This window comes from Streptomyces sp. NPDC046870 (assembly GCF_040704595.1).
GTDB lineage: Bacteria > Actinomycetota > Actinomycetes > Streptomycetales > Streptomycetaceae > Streptomyces > Streptomyces argyrophylli.
Map to the genome: position 1 here is coordinate 1 of NZ_JBEYXM010000035.1, position 12,301 is coordinate 12,301.

Consider the following 12,301-nt stretch of genomic DNA (forward strand, 5'->3'; position numbering starts at 1 on the left):
CCCGGGCCCCGGGGGGCTGGGACCGGACGCGGGCCCCCCCGCCCCCGCGCGGGAGGGGGGGCCCCCCCCCCCCCGCCCCCCCCCCGGGGGGGGGGGGGGGGGGGGCGGCCCCCCCGACCCGCTCCCGCCCCCACGGGAAGGCGCCGGACGACGGCGCCCCCGATCCGCCGCCACCACCCTCGGGGAGGCGTCAGACGATGACCGGCACCGCTGCCGAGGCCCCCGCCCGGACCGCCCCGGACGACCGCACGACCGTCGTCCTGATCACCCACAACCGCCGTGACGAACTGCTGCGCACCCTCGCCCTGCTGCGCCGGCTGCCCGAGCGGCCGCCGGTGATCGTCACCGACAACGCCTCCTGCGACGGCACCGCCGAGGCGGTGGCCCGGGAGTTCCCGGAGATGACCCTGCTGTGTCCCGGCCGCAACCTGGGTGCCATCGGCCGCAATCTGGCCGTGCAGCGGGTCCGCACGCCCTACGTCGCCTTCTGCGACGACGACACCTGGTGGGACCCCGGCAGTCTGCGCCGGGCCGCCGACCTGCTGGACGCCGGGCCCCGGCTCGCGGGCGTCACCGCACGGATCATCGTGGAACCGGAAGGCACCGAGGACCCGGTCGTGCGCGAGCTGCGCGAGTCCCCGCTGTCCGGACCCGGCTGGCTGCCCGGACCCGCCCTCGGCTCCTTCCTCGCCGCCGCCACCGTGCTGCGCACCGAGGCGTTCCGGGCCGGCGGCGGGTTCCACCCGGGCCTGTGGCTCGGCGGCGAGGAGGAACTGCTCGCCTGCGACCTGCTGCGCCAGGGCTGGTGGCTCGCCTACGCCGAGGAACTCACCGTCCACCACCACGCCTCCCGGCTGCGCGACAGCACGGCCCGGCGGGTCCTCGGACTGCGCAACACACTGTGGTTCACCTGGCTGCGCCGCCCGCTGCTGCCGGCGCTGCGCCGTACCGGGCACCTCATCCGGACCGTGCCCCGGGACGCCGCCTCCGCACGCGCGTTCGCCCACGCCACCGCCGGACTGCCGTGGGTGCTGCGCCAGCGCGACCCCGTACCGCCCGACCTGGAACGCCGCCTCGCCGCGCTGGAACGGGCGCGCAGGGACTCACCCGCCCGGCGGTACGTCGGCTGACACCGCGGCGGTACGACACGCGCGGGGACGTCGTTGCATCCCCCGCACCGCGCGGGCACAGTGATGTCCCGGTCAAGACGCGGCCGGCTGATCCTTCCTCCCCCTCCAGGAAGCCCGATCCCCGTGGAAACCCGATCACCCAGGGAAGACGGTCAGCCGTCACCCGCCCGCGTCCGCCCCGGCGGCCCCGCCCCGCTGCTCCTGCAGACCGTGCACGAGCACCGTCCGGGGCTCGGCGGCATCAGCGTCCTGAAGACCCGGGGCACGGTCGACGCCTCCAACGCCCGGCTGTTCTCCGAAGCCCTCGCCGAGCACGTCGCCCACTCCGGCCAGGCCGGTGAACACCCCCTGCTGGACCTGAGCGAGGCGTACCTCGCCTGTGCCGACGCGGTGCGCTCCCTGGACCGGGCCACCGGGGCCCTGGCGCACACCGGCCGCGCCCTGTCCGTCGTACAGCCCAGACCGCACGTCCGGGAGGCCCTGACCTCGGCCGGCCTGCCCGGCATCCGGGTGCACGCCACCCTGGCGTCGGCGCTGGACGCCCTGACCTCCCGCGAACCGGCCCGGGACCGGGCGGGCGGGCCGGCGTACGAACCGGCCCGCCCGGAGCCCGGCGACCCCGGGTGGTGACGGCCCGGCCCGCCGCCGAGCCGTACGGCGCGGTGGATGGCGCGGCCGGCGGCCCGGGGCCTACCGTGCGGGGGGGGTGCGTAGGCCGGGAAGAGACCGATCGAGTCCTTCGGGACGTCCTGTCTGGGTGATGCGATGAAACCTTCTTCCGGCCGGCCCGCGGCACCGGCTCCCCTCGTGATCGAGTCCTCCGTCGTCGAGGGGCTGCCCGCCGAGGGAGCCCTCCTGCTGCGCATGTCGGGCAGCCTCGACGCCGAGGGAGCCCAGGCCTGGTCGGAGGAGTTGCGCGGGCACCTGGAACAGGCGGACCGCGCCGGACTGCGCCCCGTGCTCGACATGGCGCACGTCCAGCTCGGCGGCGCCGCCGTGCTGCGCACGCTCAGCGAGACGACCCGGTCACGCACCGGACGCCCCGACCTGATCATCGTCCGCGCCCGGCCCGGGGTCCGCGAGGCGGTGCACCTGGCCCGCCTGGACGGTGTCCAGCTGTACGCCACGCTGGACGAGGCGCTGCGCGAGCTCGCCCGCGCCGCCTCCCGGGTGGAGGAGCTGCCCGCCTGGCGGTCCCAGATGGCGGACCCGCTGCGGCCCTCGTACGAGGACCTGCACAAGGAGGTCCGCGCGCTGCGCGCCCGGGTGCGCACCGCGCCGGTGATCGGCATGGCGCAGGGCACGCTCATGGTCCGCTACGGCCTGCCGGACTCCGGCAGCGCCTTCCGGGTGCTGCGCGAGGCCTCGCAGCGCTTCAACGTGCCGCTGCGGGTCCTCGTCTCGGCCGTGGTGGTGGCCCGGCCCCCGGACGGCGACGTGTGGTTCCCGGGCCGCCGCTCGCTGCCGGTGCCGCAGCTGCGGATGCTGGCCCGCGGCGGCCGGGACCCGCGCTACCGCCGGCAGATGATCGACGCCGTCCTGCACGAGGCGCTGGCCATCGGGACGGCGCCCGCCGGGTACGTGCAGTTCGTGGACCCGGCCGTGAACGCCCTGATGCTGGAGACCCACCACGGCTGCGCGGAGACGTTCCTGGACCAGCTGGTGCGCGGCCGGGGCGACGGCACGGCCGACGCGGCGGCCCGGGTGCGGGGCCGCCAGGTGAGCGTGCCCGACGTCGCGACGGACACGCAGTTGTCCGACGACTGCCGGCGCGCGCTGCTGGTCACCGGCACCCAGGCCGTGCACAGCGTGCCGGTGCTCTCCTCCGCCGGCTCGTGCACCGGCGTGATCACCCTGCACTGGCCGGACGCCGGCCACCGGATGACCGCCGCGCAGGCCGAGGCGTTCGCCCTGCTCGCCTCGGACACGGCGGCCTGGCTGAGCTGGTACCACCGCTCGGTGCTGCTGGACGCCCTCGAACACCTCCACCGGGCGCTGACCCGCCCGGCGCCGCGAGCCGGCTGACGGTCCGCCGGCGGCCGGGTCCGGGCCCCCGCGCGCTACGCTCCGGGGTATGCGGATCTCCGTCTCCTCCGACATGGACGAACCCGTGGCCCGACTGCTGGTCGCGGAGCTGCGCCGCCGTGGCCACGAGGTCCGGGAGCACGGTGCGCTGCGGCCCGGGGCCGACGCCCGGTGGGCGGTGTGTTCGGAGGCCGCCGCCCGGGAGGTGGCCGAGGGCGCGGCCGACCAGGCGGTGGTGTGCTGCTGGACCGGTACCGGCGCGTCCATCGCGGCCAACAAGGTGCCGGGTGTGCGCGCGGCGCTGTGCGTGGACGCCGGTACGGCCGACGGAGCGCGGCGCTGGAACGACGCCAACGTCCTGGCGCTGAGCCTGCGGCTCACCTCGGAACCGGTGCTGAGGGAGATCCTCGACGCCTGGTTCGCGGCCGAGCCCAGCCAGGACCCCGAGGACCGGCAGAACGTGGCCCGCGTCGGACGCCTGGACGCCCGGGACTCCTAGGGTCCAGCGGGGCCGGAATCAGTGGGCGCCGAGTCCGCCGCCGCCGAACGAGCCGCTGGAGCCCTTGCTCCAGCGCGGACGTTCCTTCGACGCGCTCGTCCGGGTGTCCATGTTGGTCAGCTCGTACGGGGTGAGCGGGCGGTCGCCCTTGGGGATGCGGGGTATCTCCGCGGACTCCCGGTTCTCCCGGACCTCGTGCACCGGCCCCTCCGGCGGCAGCTTGGGCTGCTCCTCGGGGCGGGGGCGCGGGGACTCGCGGTACCTGACGCGCGAGGTCATCCAGAAGCCGCCGGCGAGCAGCGCGAGCACGCCCACGGCCACGATGAACAGGAACAGGCTCATCAGGCCGCTCGCGGCGGCCAGCTGCGTCGATGCGGTGTTCATAGGACAGGAATACCCGGTCAGAACAGGACGAACCCGAACGTTTTTGGTTATGCCGGACGTCCGGGTGGTGCCCGTCCGCCGGGCCCCGGGACAGTGGTTTGTGGCCGTCCGCCCCGGCTACTCGCACGGTGTGACATCGCCGACTTCGCAGCAGCTGTACCGGTTCCTGGAGGACCGTTTCACCTGTGCCCAGGCGTGCACGGAGTGCGCCCGGGCCTGTGCCGTGCGCGCGAGCCTGGTCGACCCGGACGGGAGTGAGCACCAGGAGCGGGCGCGCCGGCTGGGCATCATGTGCGCCGAGGCGTGCGACGCCACCTGCCGCGTGCTGTGCGAGGAGAACCGGCAGGACGAGGAGGCGATCCGGGTCCGGGTGGACTGGTGCCGCTCGGTCTGCCTGGAGTGCGCCCGCGCGTTCGACGAGCACCCCGGTGCGGAGTCGGCCGCGGCGGCCTGCCGGGCCTGCGCCGACGCCTGCGCGGACTTCCTGGAAACGCTCGGATGACCGCCCCGGCCGTCCTCGCCCGAGCAGCGGCGGTCGCGTCCGGCGCGAGACCATCTCCCGGACCGGCTACGGGCGGCGCTCCGGTTCCGCCGCAGGGCCTGGGCCAATAGGCTGCGCCGGGGAAGTCAGGTGTGACCGGGCCCGGCACACACGCGTCGACAGCCGGCAGGGGGTGACGTCCAGTGTCCGTGGGCACACATGCGGGCACCGGCGACCCCGGACTGTTCACCCCCGCCTCCGTGACCTGGCAGATGCACGGCGATCCCATGATGTGGGTCGCCGGGGTCCGCGCGCTCTACCTCCAGGCCTTGCATCCGCGCGCGGTCCGCGGGGTCATGCAGAACTCCGACTTCCGCCAGGACGCCTGGGGGCGGCTGATGCGGACCGCGCACTTCGTCGGGACCACCACCTACGGCACGAGTGAGGCCGCCGAGCGGGCCGGGGCGCGGGTGCGCAAGATCCACAGCATGCTCGGCGCGACCGATCCGGACACCGGGGAGAGGTACGGCGTCGACGAGCCGGAACTGCTGCTGTGGGTGCACTGCGCGGAGATCGACTCCTACCTGCACGTCCTGCGCCGCTCCGGCTTCCCGCTCACCGACGCCCAGGCCGACCGGTACATAGCCGAGCACCGCGTCAGCGCCCGCCTGGTGGGACTCGACCCGCACACCGTGCCGGCGAGCCGGGCGGAGCTGGCCGCGTACTTCGAGGCGGTCCGGCCGGAGCTGGCCGCCGGACCCGAGGCACACGAGGTGGACGACTTCCTGCTCCGGCCGCCGGCCCATCCCCTCCTCGTCCCGGCGCGCGAGCTGCTGTGGCGGCGGGTGGCCCTGCTGGCGTACGCGGCCCTGCCGCCGTACGCCCACGAGCTGTACGGCAGGCCCGCCCCCGCGCCCGCCGTCGTCACCCGCCGGCTGCGCGTCACCGGGGCCGTGCTCCGCCGGATCCCCGCGCGGCTGCGCTGGCAGCTCCCGCCGAAGCACATCCTGCGGGCCATGGCGCGGCTCGGCCCACAGGCACGTCCGGCACCGCACAACGTGCGGGCCTGATCCGGCCCCGGCCCGCCTCTGGCCGTCGTGGATCACCGCGTGCTACGAAGAACCATGTCCGCGAACGAGGGAACCCGCGCGTACGACGCCGTCATCGTCGGCGCAGGCCACAACGGCTTGGTCGCCGCCGCCTACCTGGCCCGGGCCGGCCGCTCCGTGCTGGTGCTGGAACGTCTGGACCACACCGGCGGCGCCGCCGTCTCCACCCGCCCGTTCGCCGGGGTCGACGCCCGCCTGTCGCGCTACTCCTACCTGGTCAGCCTGCTGCCGGAGAAGATCGTGCGTGACCTCGGGCTGGACTTCCGCGTCCGCTCCCGCACCGTCTCGTCGTACACCCCGGCGGAGCGCGCGGGCCGGCCCACCGGCCTCCTCGTCGGCGGCGGTGAGCAGCGCACCCGGGAGGCGTTCGCCCGGCTCACCGGCGGCGACCGCGAGTACGAGGCCTGGGAGCGTTTCTACGGCATGACCGGCCACGTCGCCCAGCGCGTCTTCCCCACGCTCACCGAACCGCTGCCCACCCGCGACGAACTGCGCCGCCGCATCGACGACGAGGCCGCCTGGCGTGCCCTGTTCGAGGAGCCAGTCGGCGCGGTCATCGAGCGGACCTTCACCGACGACCTCGTCCGGGGCGTCGTCCTCACCGACGCGCTCATCGGCACCTTCGCCGACGCCCACGACCCCACCCTCGTGCAGAACCGCTGCTTCCTCTACCACGTCATCGGCGGCGGAACCGGCGCCTGGGACGTGCCCGTCGGCGGCATGGGCGCGCTGACCGACGCGCTGGCCGCCGCGGCGCGCGCGGCGGGCGCGCGCATCGCCACCGGGCACGAGGCGCTGCGGATCGACACGGACGGCACGACCGCCGAGGTCGTCTACCGCACCCCCGCCGGCGAGGGCACCGCCGCCGCCCGGCACGTCCTGGTGAACGCCTCCCCGCACGAACTCGCCGTCCTCACCGGCGATCCGGCGCCCGAACCCGTCGAGGGCGCCCAGCTCAAGGTCAACATGCTGCTCACCCGGCTGCCCCGGCTGCGCGACCCCGACGCCGATCCGCGCGAGGCGTTCGCCGGCACCTTCCACATCGCCGAGGGCTACCGGCAACTGGCCACCGCCCACGCCCAGGCCGCCGCCGGCGAGCTGCCCGCCGCCCCGCCCTCGGAGATCTACTGCCACTCCCTGACCGACCCCACCATCCTCGGCGCCGGCCTCGCCGAGCGCGGCTACCACACCCTCACCCTCTTCGGCCTGCACGCCCCGGCCCGCCTCTTCGACCGGGACAACGACGCCGTACGCGAGGAACTGCTGACGTCCACCCTCGCCCAGCTCGACGCCCATCTCGCCGAGCCCCTCGCGGACTGCCTGGCCACCGACGCCGACGGCCGCCCCTGCATCGAGGCGAAGACCCCGCTCGACCTCGAACGGGACCTGCGGCTGCCCGGGGGCAACATCTTCCACCGGGCCCTGTCCTGGCCCTACGCCGAGCAGGACGGCGGCGGATGGGGTGTGGAGACCCGGCACCCCAACGTCCTGCTGTGCGGGGCGGGCGCGGTGCGCGGGGGCGGGGTCAGCGGCGTGCCGGGGCACAACGCGGCGATGGCGGTGCTGGAGCGGCACTGACCACCGGCCCGGCTCAGTCGGCCGAGCCCTGCCAGCCCACCGCCGCGATCCGAGCCGCGTCCGCCGGGCGTGCCCCGTCGAACAGCACCGTCCCGCCCGCGTCGACGCGCAGTCCGTCGACGTACGCTCCCCGGCCGACGTACAGCGCGTCGGTGGTGTACCGCCAGCGCAGGACCAGCCGCGGGTCCGCCGGCAGGTCCGCGGCCAGCCGGTGCCAGACACGGCCCGACCAGCCGGAGACCGTGCCCGCCGGGTGGTCCTCGGCGTCCTCGTCGCGGCGGGTGGTGGTGAACGGGACCGGGTGCCAGGTGGCGCCGCCGTCCGTGGTGGACTCCAGGGCCACCAGGTCGGAACGGGGTTCGGTGTCCCACCACAGGGCGCAGCGCAGCCGGGCCGCGCCGGCGGAGGTGTCCAGCGCCGGCAGGGTGAGCGTGGCGTTCGTGGCGTTCGCCATGCCCGAGAACCAGGCGGTACGGCTCCTCGTCGGACGGACCGGCACCGCGCGGGCGAGGTGGTTCCCGGCGGCGACGCGGGGAGCTGAGCCGGACCGCCAGCTGCGCACCGGGTGCACGGAGTTGCCGAGGACGACCAGGAAGGAGTCGGTCGTGGGGTCGAGCACGAGCGAGGTGCCGGTGAAGCCGGTGTGCCCGGCCGTGCGCGGGGTGGCCATCGCCCCCATGTACCAGTGCTGGTACAGCTCGAAGCCGAGGCCGTGCTCGTCGCCGGGGAAGGCCGTGTTGAAGTCGGTGAACATCAGCTCCACCGACTCCGGCCGCAGGATACGGGCCCGGCCGTGGCGACCGCCGTCGAGCAGCGTACGGCCGAGGACCGCGAGGTCCCACGCGTTCGCGAACACGCCCGCGTGACCGGCCACGCCGCCCAGGCTGTAGGCGTTCTCGTCGTGGACCTCGCCCCACACCATCCCGCGGTCCAGCCCGGACCAGGGCCGGCGCGCGTCCTCGGTGGCCGCGATCCGCGGCTTCCAGGACGCGGGCGGGTTGTAGCGGGTGCTGTCGAGGCCGAGCGGCCCGGTGATCTCCTCACGCAGCAGCACGTCCAGCGTGCGGCCGGTGATCTTCTCCAGGACGAGCTGGAGCGAGATGAGGTTCAGGTCCGAGTAGAGGTAGGCGGTGCCCGGCGGGCTGAGCGGTGCCTCGTCCCAGATGAGCCGGAGCTTGTCCTCGTACGTCGGCGCGTCGTACAGCGGGAGCCAGGCGCGGAAGCCCGAGGTGTGGGTGAGGAGCTGACGGATCGTCACCGTCTGCTTCCCGGCGCGCCCGAACTCCGGGAGGTAGGAGGCGACCGTCCCCTCCAGGGCCAGCGCGCCCCGTTCGATCTGCTGCACGGCGAGGAGGGAGGTGAACAGCTTGGAGACGGAGGCCAGGTCGAACACGGTGTCCCGGGTCATCGGGAGCTGCTGGTCCGGCGGCAGTTCGACGCCGGTGTCGGTCTTCTCGTCGTACCGGGCGTAGCGCACGGCCATGCCGATCGGCTCGTGCAGCGCCACGGTGCCGCCGCGCCCGGCGAGCAGCACGGCACCCGCGTACCAGGGGTGTCTGGGGGAGGGCGCGAGGAACGCCTCGGCGTCCGTGACGAGTTGCCGCAGGTGTGCGGGGAGCAGCCCGGCGCGTTCGGGTGAGCCGTGGCGCAGGGTGCGGTGACGGCCGGAGGCGGGTGCGGCGGCGGCCGGGCCCGCCGGGAGGGCGCCGAGGGCGAGTGCGCCGCCGGCCGCCAGGGTGCCCGCGACGAGCCGGCGGCGGGTCGGCCCGCCGGCTCGTGCGCCTGCCACGTCGTCCGTCATGCTGCGGCCTCCCGCGTGAAAGAATCTTTCGGCGCCTGCCTTGCACCGTGAAACTTTCCTGTCAGGGAGGGGATGTGTCAACGGGGCGCGTGTGCTTCCAGGTCTCGGCGTGCTCGGCGCGGTCCGTTGCGCCGCCTCCGGTCCGCACGCCGTGCCTCCCAACGTCGCGACGGCAAGGCCCGGTTGGTCGTCGGACCGGTTCGCGTCCGTGCCGTCCGGGTGCTTGACCCGCCCCGGTGCCGGACCCAGGATCATGAGGCATGACGCAGGGACAGGGCAGCACGGTCGACGGGGTGCTGCGGCGCAGCGCCCGGCGCACCCCGGCACGGGTCGCGGTCGAGTACGCCGACCGGGCCTGGACGTACGAGGAACTGGACGAGGCCGTCTCCCGCGCGGCGGGCGTCCTGCTCGCCCAGGGCCTCGCCCCCGGCGACCGGGTCGGCTCCTACGGCCACAACTCGGACGCCTACCTGATCGGCTTCCTGGCCTGTGCCCGCGCCGGTCTCGTGCACGTGCCGGTCAACCACAACCTCACCGGCGACGACCTCGCGTACCTCGTCCGCCAGTCCGGCAGCTCCCTGGTGCTGACCGACCCCGCTATCGCCGGCCGGCTCCCCGGCGACGTCCGCACGCTGCCCTTGCGCGACACCGGCGACTCACTCCTGGCGCGCCTGGCGACCACACCCCCGTACGACGGCCCGGAGCCGCGCACCGAGGATCTGGTGCAGCTCCTCTACACGTCCGGGACCACCGCCCTGCCCAAGGGCGCGATGATGACGCACCGCGCCCTGGTCCACGAGTACCTGAGCGCGATCACCGCCCTCGACCTCAGCGCCGGCGACCGGCCCGCGCACTCCCTGCCGCTCTACCACTCCGCGCAGCTGCACGTCTTCCTGCTGCCCTACCTCGCGGTGGGCGCGACCAATCTGATCCTCGACGCGCCCGACGGGGACCGGCTGTTCGACCTGGTCGAAGCGGGGCGCGTGGACAGCCTGTTCGCCCCGCCGACGGTCTGGATCGCCCTGGCGGGACGCCCGGACTTCGCGACCCGGGACCTGTCCGGACTGCGCAAGGCCTACTACGGCGCGTCGGTCATGCCGGTGCCGGTCCTGGAGCGCCTGCGCGAGCGGCTGCCGGAGCTCGGCTTCTACAACTGCTTCGGCCAGAGCGAGATCGGCCCGCTGGCCACCGTCCTCGCACCCGACGAACACCAGGGCCGGATGGACTCCTGCGGCCGGCCCGTCCTGTTCGTCGACGCCCGCGTGGTCGACGAGGACGGCAAGGACGTCCCCGCCGGCACGCCCGGCGAGATCGTCTACCGGTCACCGCAGCTGTGCGAGGGCTACTGGGACAAGCCGGAGGAGACCGCCGAGGCCTTCCGCGACGGCTGGTTCCACTCCGGGGACCTCGCCGTGCGGGACGCCGACGGGTACTTCACCATCGTGGACCGGGTGAAGGACGTCATCAACTCCGGTGGCGTCCTGGTGGCTTCACGCCAGGTCGAGGACGCCCTGTACACCCACGAGGCGGTCGCCGAGGCCGCCGTGGTCGGCCTGCCCGACGAACGGTGGATCGAGGCCGTCACCGCGGTCGTCGTCCCGCGCGGCGAGGTGACCGAGGAGGAGCTGATCGCGCACGTGAGGGAGAGGCTCGCGCCGTTCAAGGCGCCCAAACGCGTGCTGTTCACCGACGAGTTGCCGCGCAACGCTAGCGGCAAGATCCTCAGGCGCGAGCTGCGCGACCGCTTCGGCGGTTAGGGCCTCTCGTCGGGGTCATGCCGGGCTCACGGGGCCCGGTGCCGGCCGACCGGGCGTGCGGCGTTCGGGTCCGGGCGCACGGTGCCCGGCCCGTGTGCACCAGGACCGGGCCGGTCGCTCACCGGCCGGCCGAGTCGCCGCCCGGCAGCAGCGCGTCCGCCAGCGACCGCCAGTGCGGCAGCGCCGACTCGCCCGGCCGCACGCCGATCACCTGTACGGCCACGTGGTCGGCGCCCGCCTCGACGTGGCCGCGCAGTTTCCGTACGACGGTGTCCGGGTCACCCCAGAACACCAGGTCGTCCACGAAGCGGTCGCTGCCGCCGCCGGAGAGGTCGTCGTCGGTGTAGCCCAGCCGGCGGAACTTGGCGAGGTTGTACGGCGTCCGGAGGTAACCGTGCAGATGCTCGCGCGCGAGGCCGCGGGCCCGGTCCGGATCGGTCTCGAACAGCACGGCGTGCTCGACGGCCAGGAACGCGTCCGGGCCGAGGATCTCCCGGGCCTGTGCGGTGTGGGCCGTGTTCACGTGGTAGGTGTGGGCGCCGGCGGCGCGGTCGCGGGCCAGTCGGAGCATCTTCGGCCCGTAGGCGGCCAGCAGGCGCCGGATCGGGGCCGCCGGGCGGGGGTTCGGCGTCTCGATGGTGTCCAGCTCGTCCAGGTACGCGGACATGGCGGCCAGTGGCCTGACCCCCGGCCGGGGCTCACCGCCGAAGCCCAGACCGAGGACGTGCCGGCCCGGGTAGGCGTCCGCCAGCAGCAGGGCGGAGCCGTGCGTCCAGCGGGCCTCCCGGGACCAGATCCGGGCGATGCCGTTGACGACGGTCAGCCGCCGGGTGGCGGAGAGCAGCAGGCCGGCGTGGGTGAACGCGTCCCGCCCGAGCGCCTCGGGAATCCACAGCGCCCGCCAGCCCAGGTCCTCCAGTTCCCGGACGGACTCCCGGATCCGCGCGGCCGGCTGGTGCTCGAAGTCGAAGGTGTAGATCCCGAACGTGCCGAGGTCCATGGCTGTGCTCCCTCACGGACAAAGTTTCGTCGATTCGGAATATCGCAGATTCTCGATATGAAGCGCAAGAGTGCGCGGCACCGGGGGCAGGAGGGGGCGAGCGGGAAGCCGGTGGTCAGAGAGTCCGTCCGAGCTGGGCGACGAGGTCCGCGATCCGCCGCTCGTCGCGCTTGTAGTGGGTCCACTTGCCGACCCGGGTCGCCCGGACCAGGCCCGCTCGCTGGAGTTCCGCCATGTACGCCGACACGGTCGACTGGGCCAGCCCCGCCTTCGCCTGTATGTGGCTCACGCACACCCCCACCTCGGCGGGGTCCGCGATGGCCGCCTCCATCGGGAAGTGCCGCTCGGGCTCGCGCAGCCATCCCAGCATCTGGAGGCGCATCGGGTTGGACAGCGCCCGCAGTGCGTTGACCAGGTCCGGGTCCGGGATGAGGGCGGTGTCCGTCATGGCTCCGGAGTATAGGCGGCGGCCGACGTTTCGGAGTACGTCGATACGAGCGCGCGGCGCTGCCGGGCGCCGGACCGACGGCCGGGGCG

12 protein-coding genes are annotated in these 12,301 nt (G+C 74.6%); 8 read left to right on the forward strand and 4 right to left on the reverse strand.

Features of this window, described 5'->3' with window-relative positions:
• Positions 1 to 197: 197 nt before the first annotated feature.
• The 4 genes from AB0946_RS38420 to AB0946_RS38435 all read left to right on the forward strand — a co-directional run bounded on the left by AB0946_RS38420 (position 198) and on the right by AB0946_RS38435 (position 3,654).
• Positions 198 to 1,130 (forward strand): glycosyltransferase, encoded by a 933-nt coding sequence (locus AB0946_RS38420; RefSeq protein ID WP_366765371.1) that lies wholly within the window; start codon positions 198 to 200, stop codon positions 1,128 to 1,130.
• Positions 1,131 to 1,253: 123 nt separating this feature from the next.
• Positions 1,254 to 1,760: an STAS domain-containing protein gene (locus tag AB0946_RS38425; RefSeq protein WP_366765372.1), complete on the forward strand. Its 507-nt coding sequence runs from the start codon at positions 1,254 to 1,256 to the stop codon at positions 1,758 to 1,760.
• 135 nt (positions 1,761 to 1,895) lie between these two features.
• A complete protein-coding gene (locus AB0946_RS38430) occupies positions 1,896 to 3,155 on the forward strand; it encodes an ANTAR domain-containing protein (protein ID WP_366765373.1) in 1,260 nt (419 codons plus the stop codon).
• 49 nt (positions 3,156 to 3,204) lie between these two features.
• Positions 3,205 to 3,654, forward strand: coding sequence for an RpiB/LacA/LacB family sugar-phosphate isomerase (locus AB0946_RS38435; protein WP_366765374.1), 450 nt, complete (start codon positions 3,205 to 3,207; stop codon positions 3,652 to 3,654).
• An 18-nt stretch (positions 3,655 to 3,672) separates the two neighbouring features.
• Here AB0946_RS38435 and AB0946_RS38440 read toward each other — a convergent pair whose 3' ends face one another.
• Positions 3,673 to 4,038 carry a DUF6479 family protein gene (locus AB0946_RS38440; protein ID WP_366765375.1) on the reverse strand — a complete coding sequence of 122 codons (366 nt, stop codon included), beginning with the start codon at positions 4,036 to 4,038 and terminating at the stop codon, positions 3,673 to 3,675.
• Between the two features lie 130 nt (positions 4,039 to 4,168).
• On the opposite strand from AB0946_RS38440, the gene AB0946_RS38445 reads away from it, so the two are divergent.
• The 3 genes from AB0946_RS38445 (at position 4,169) to AB0946_RS38455 (ending at position 7,206) form a co-directional block, all read left to right on the forward strand.
• Complete coding sequence (locus AB0946_RS38445) at positions 4,169 to 4,540, forward strand: ferredoxin (protein WP_171158918.1); 372 nt, start codon at positions 4,169 to 4,171, stop codon at positions 4,538 to 4,540.
• Positions 4,541 to 4,791: 251 nt separating this feature from the next.
• On the forward strand, positions 4,792 to 5,589 hold the full coding sequence (locus AB0946_RS38450) for an oxygenase MpaB family protein (RefSeq protein ID WP_366765421.1): 798 nt from the start codon (positions 4,792 to 4,794) through the stop codon (positions 5,587 to 5,589).
• A 54-nt stretch (positions 5,590 to 5,643) separates the two neighbouring features.
• Positions 5,644 to 7,206, forward strand: a complete 1,563-nt coding sequence (locus AB0946_RS38455) for an NAD(P)/FAD-dependent oxidoreductase (RefSeq protein ID WP_366765376.1) — start codon at positions 5,644 to 5,646, stop codon at positions 7,204 to 7,206.
• Positions 7,207 to 7,219: 13 nt separating this feature from the next.
• Here AB0946_RS38455 and AB0946_RS38460 read toward each other — a convergent pair whose 3' ends face one another.
• On the reverse strand, positions 7,220 to 9,007 hold the full coding sequence (locus AB0946_RS38460; RefSeq protein WP_366765377.1) for a serine hydrolase: 1,788 nt from the start codon (positions 9,005 to 9,007) through the stop codon (positions 7,220 to 7,222).
• A 260-nt stretch (positions 9,008 to 9,267) separates the two neighbouring features.
• On the opposite strand from AB0946_RS38460, the gene AB0946_RS38465 reads away from it, so the two are divergent.
• Positions 9,268 to 10,764 carry an acyl-CoA synthetase gene (locus AB0946_RS38465; RefSeq protein WP_366765378.1) on the forward strand — a complete coding sequence of 499 codons (1,497 nt, stop codon included), beginning with the start codon at positions 9,268 to 9,270 and terminating at the stop codon, positions 10,762 to 10,764.
• A gap of 118 nt (positions 10,765 to 10,882) precedes the next feature.
• Here the strand turns inward: AB0946_RS38465 and AB0946_RS38470 are convergent, their stop codons facing one another.
• Positions 10,883 to 11,764, reverse strand: a complete 882-nt coding sequence (locus AB0946_RS38470; RefSeq protein ID WP_366765379.1) for a TIGR03620 family F420-dependent LLM class oxidoreductase — start codon at positions 11,762 to 11,764, stop codon at positions 10,883 to 10,885.
• A gap of 115 nt (positions 11,765 to 11,879) precedes the next feature.
• A complete protein-coding gene (locus tag AB0946_RS38475) occupies positions 11,880 to 12,212 on the reverse strand; it encodes a metalloregulator ArsR/SmtB family transcription factor (RefSeq protein WP_366765380.1) in 333 nt (110 codons plus the stop codon).
• Positions 12,213 to 12,301 lie beyond the last annotated feature (89 nt).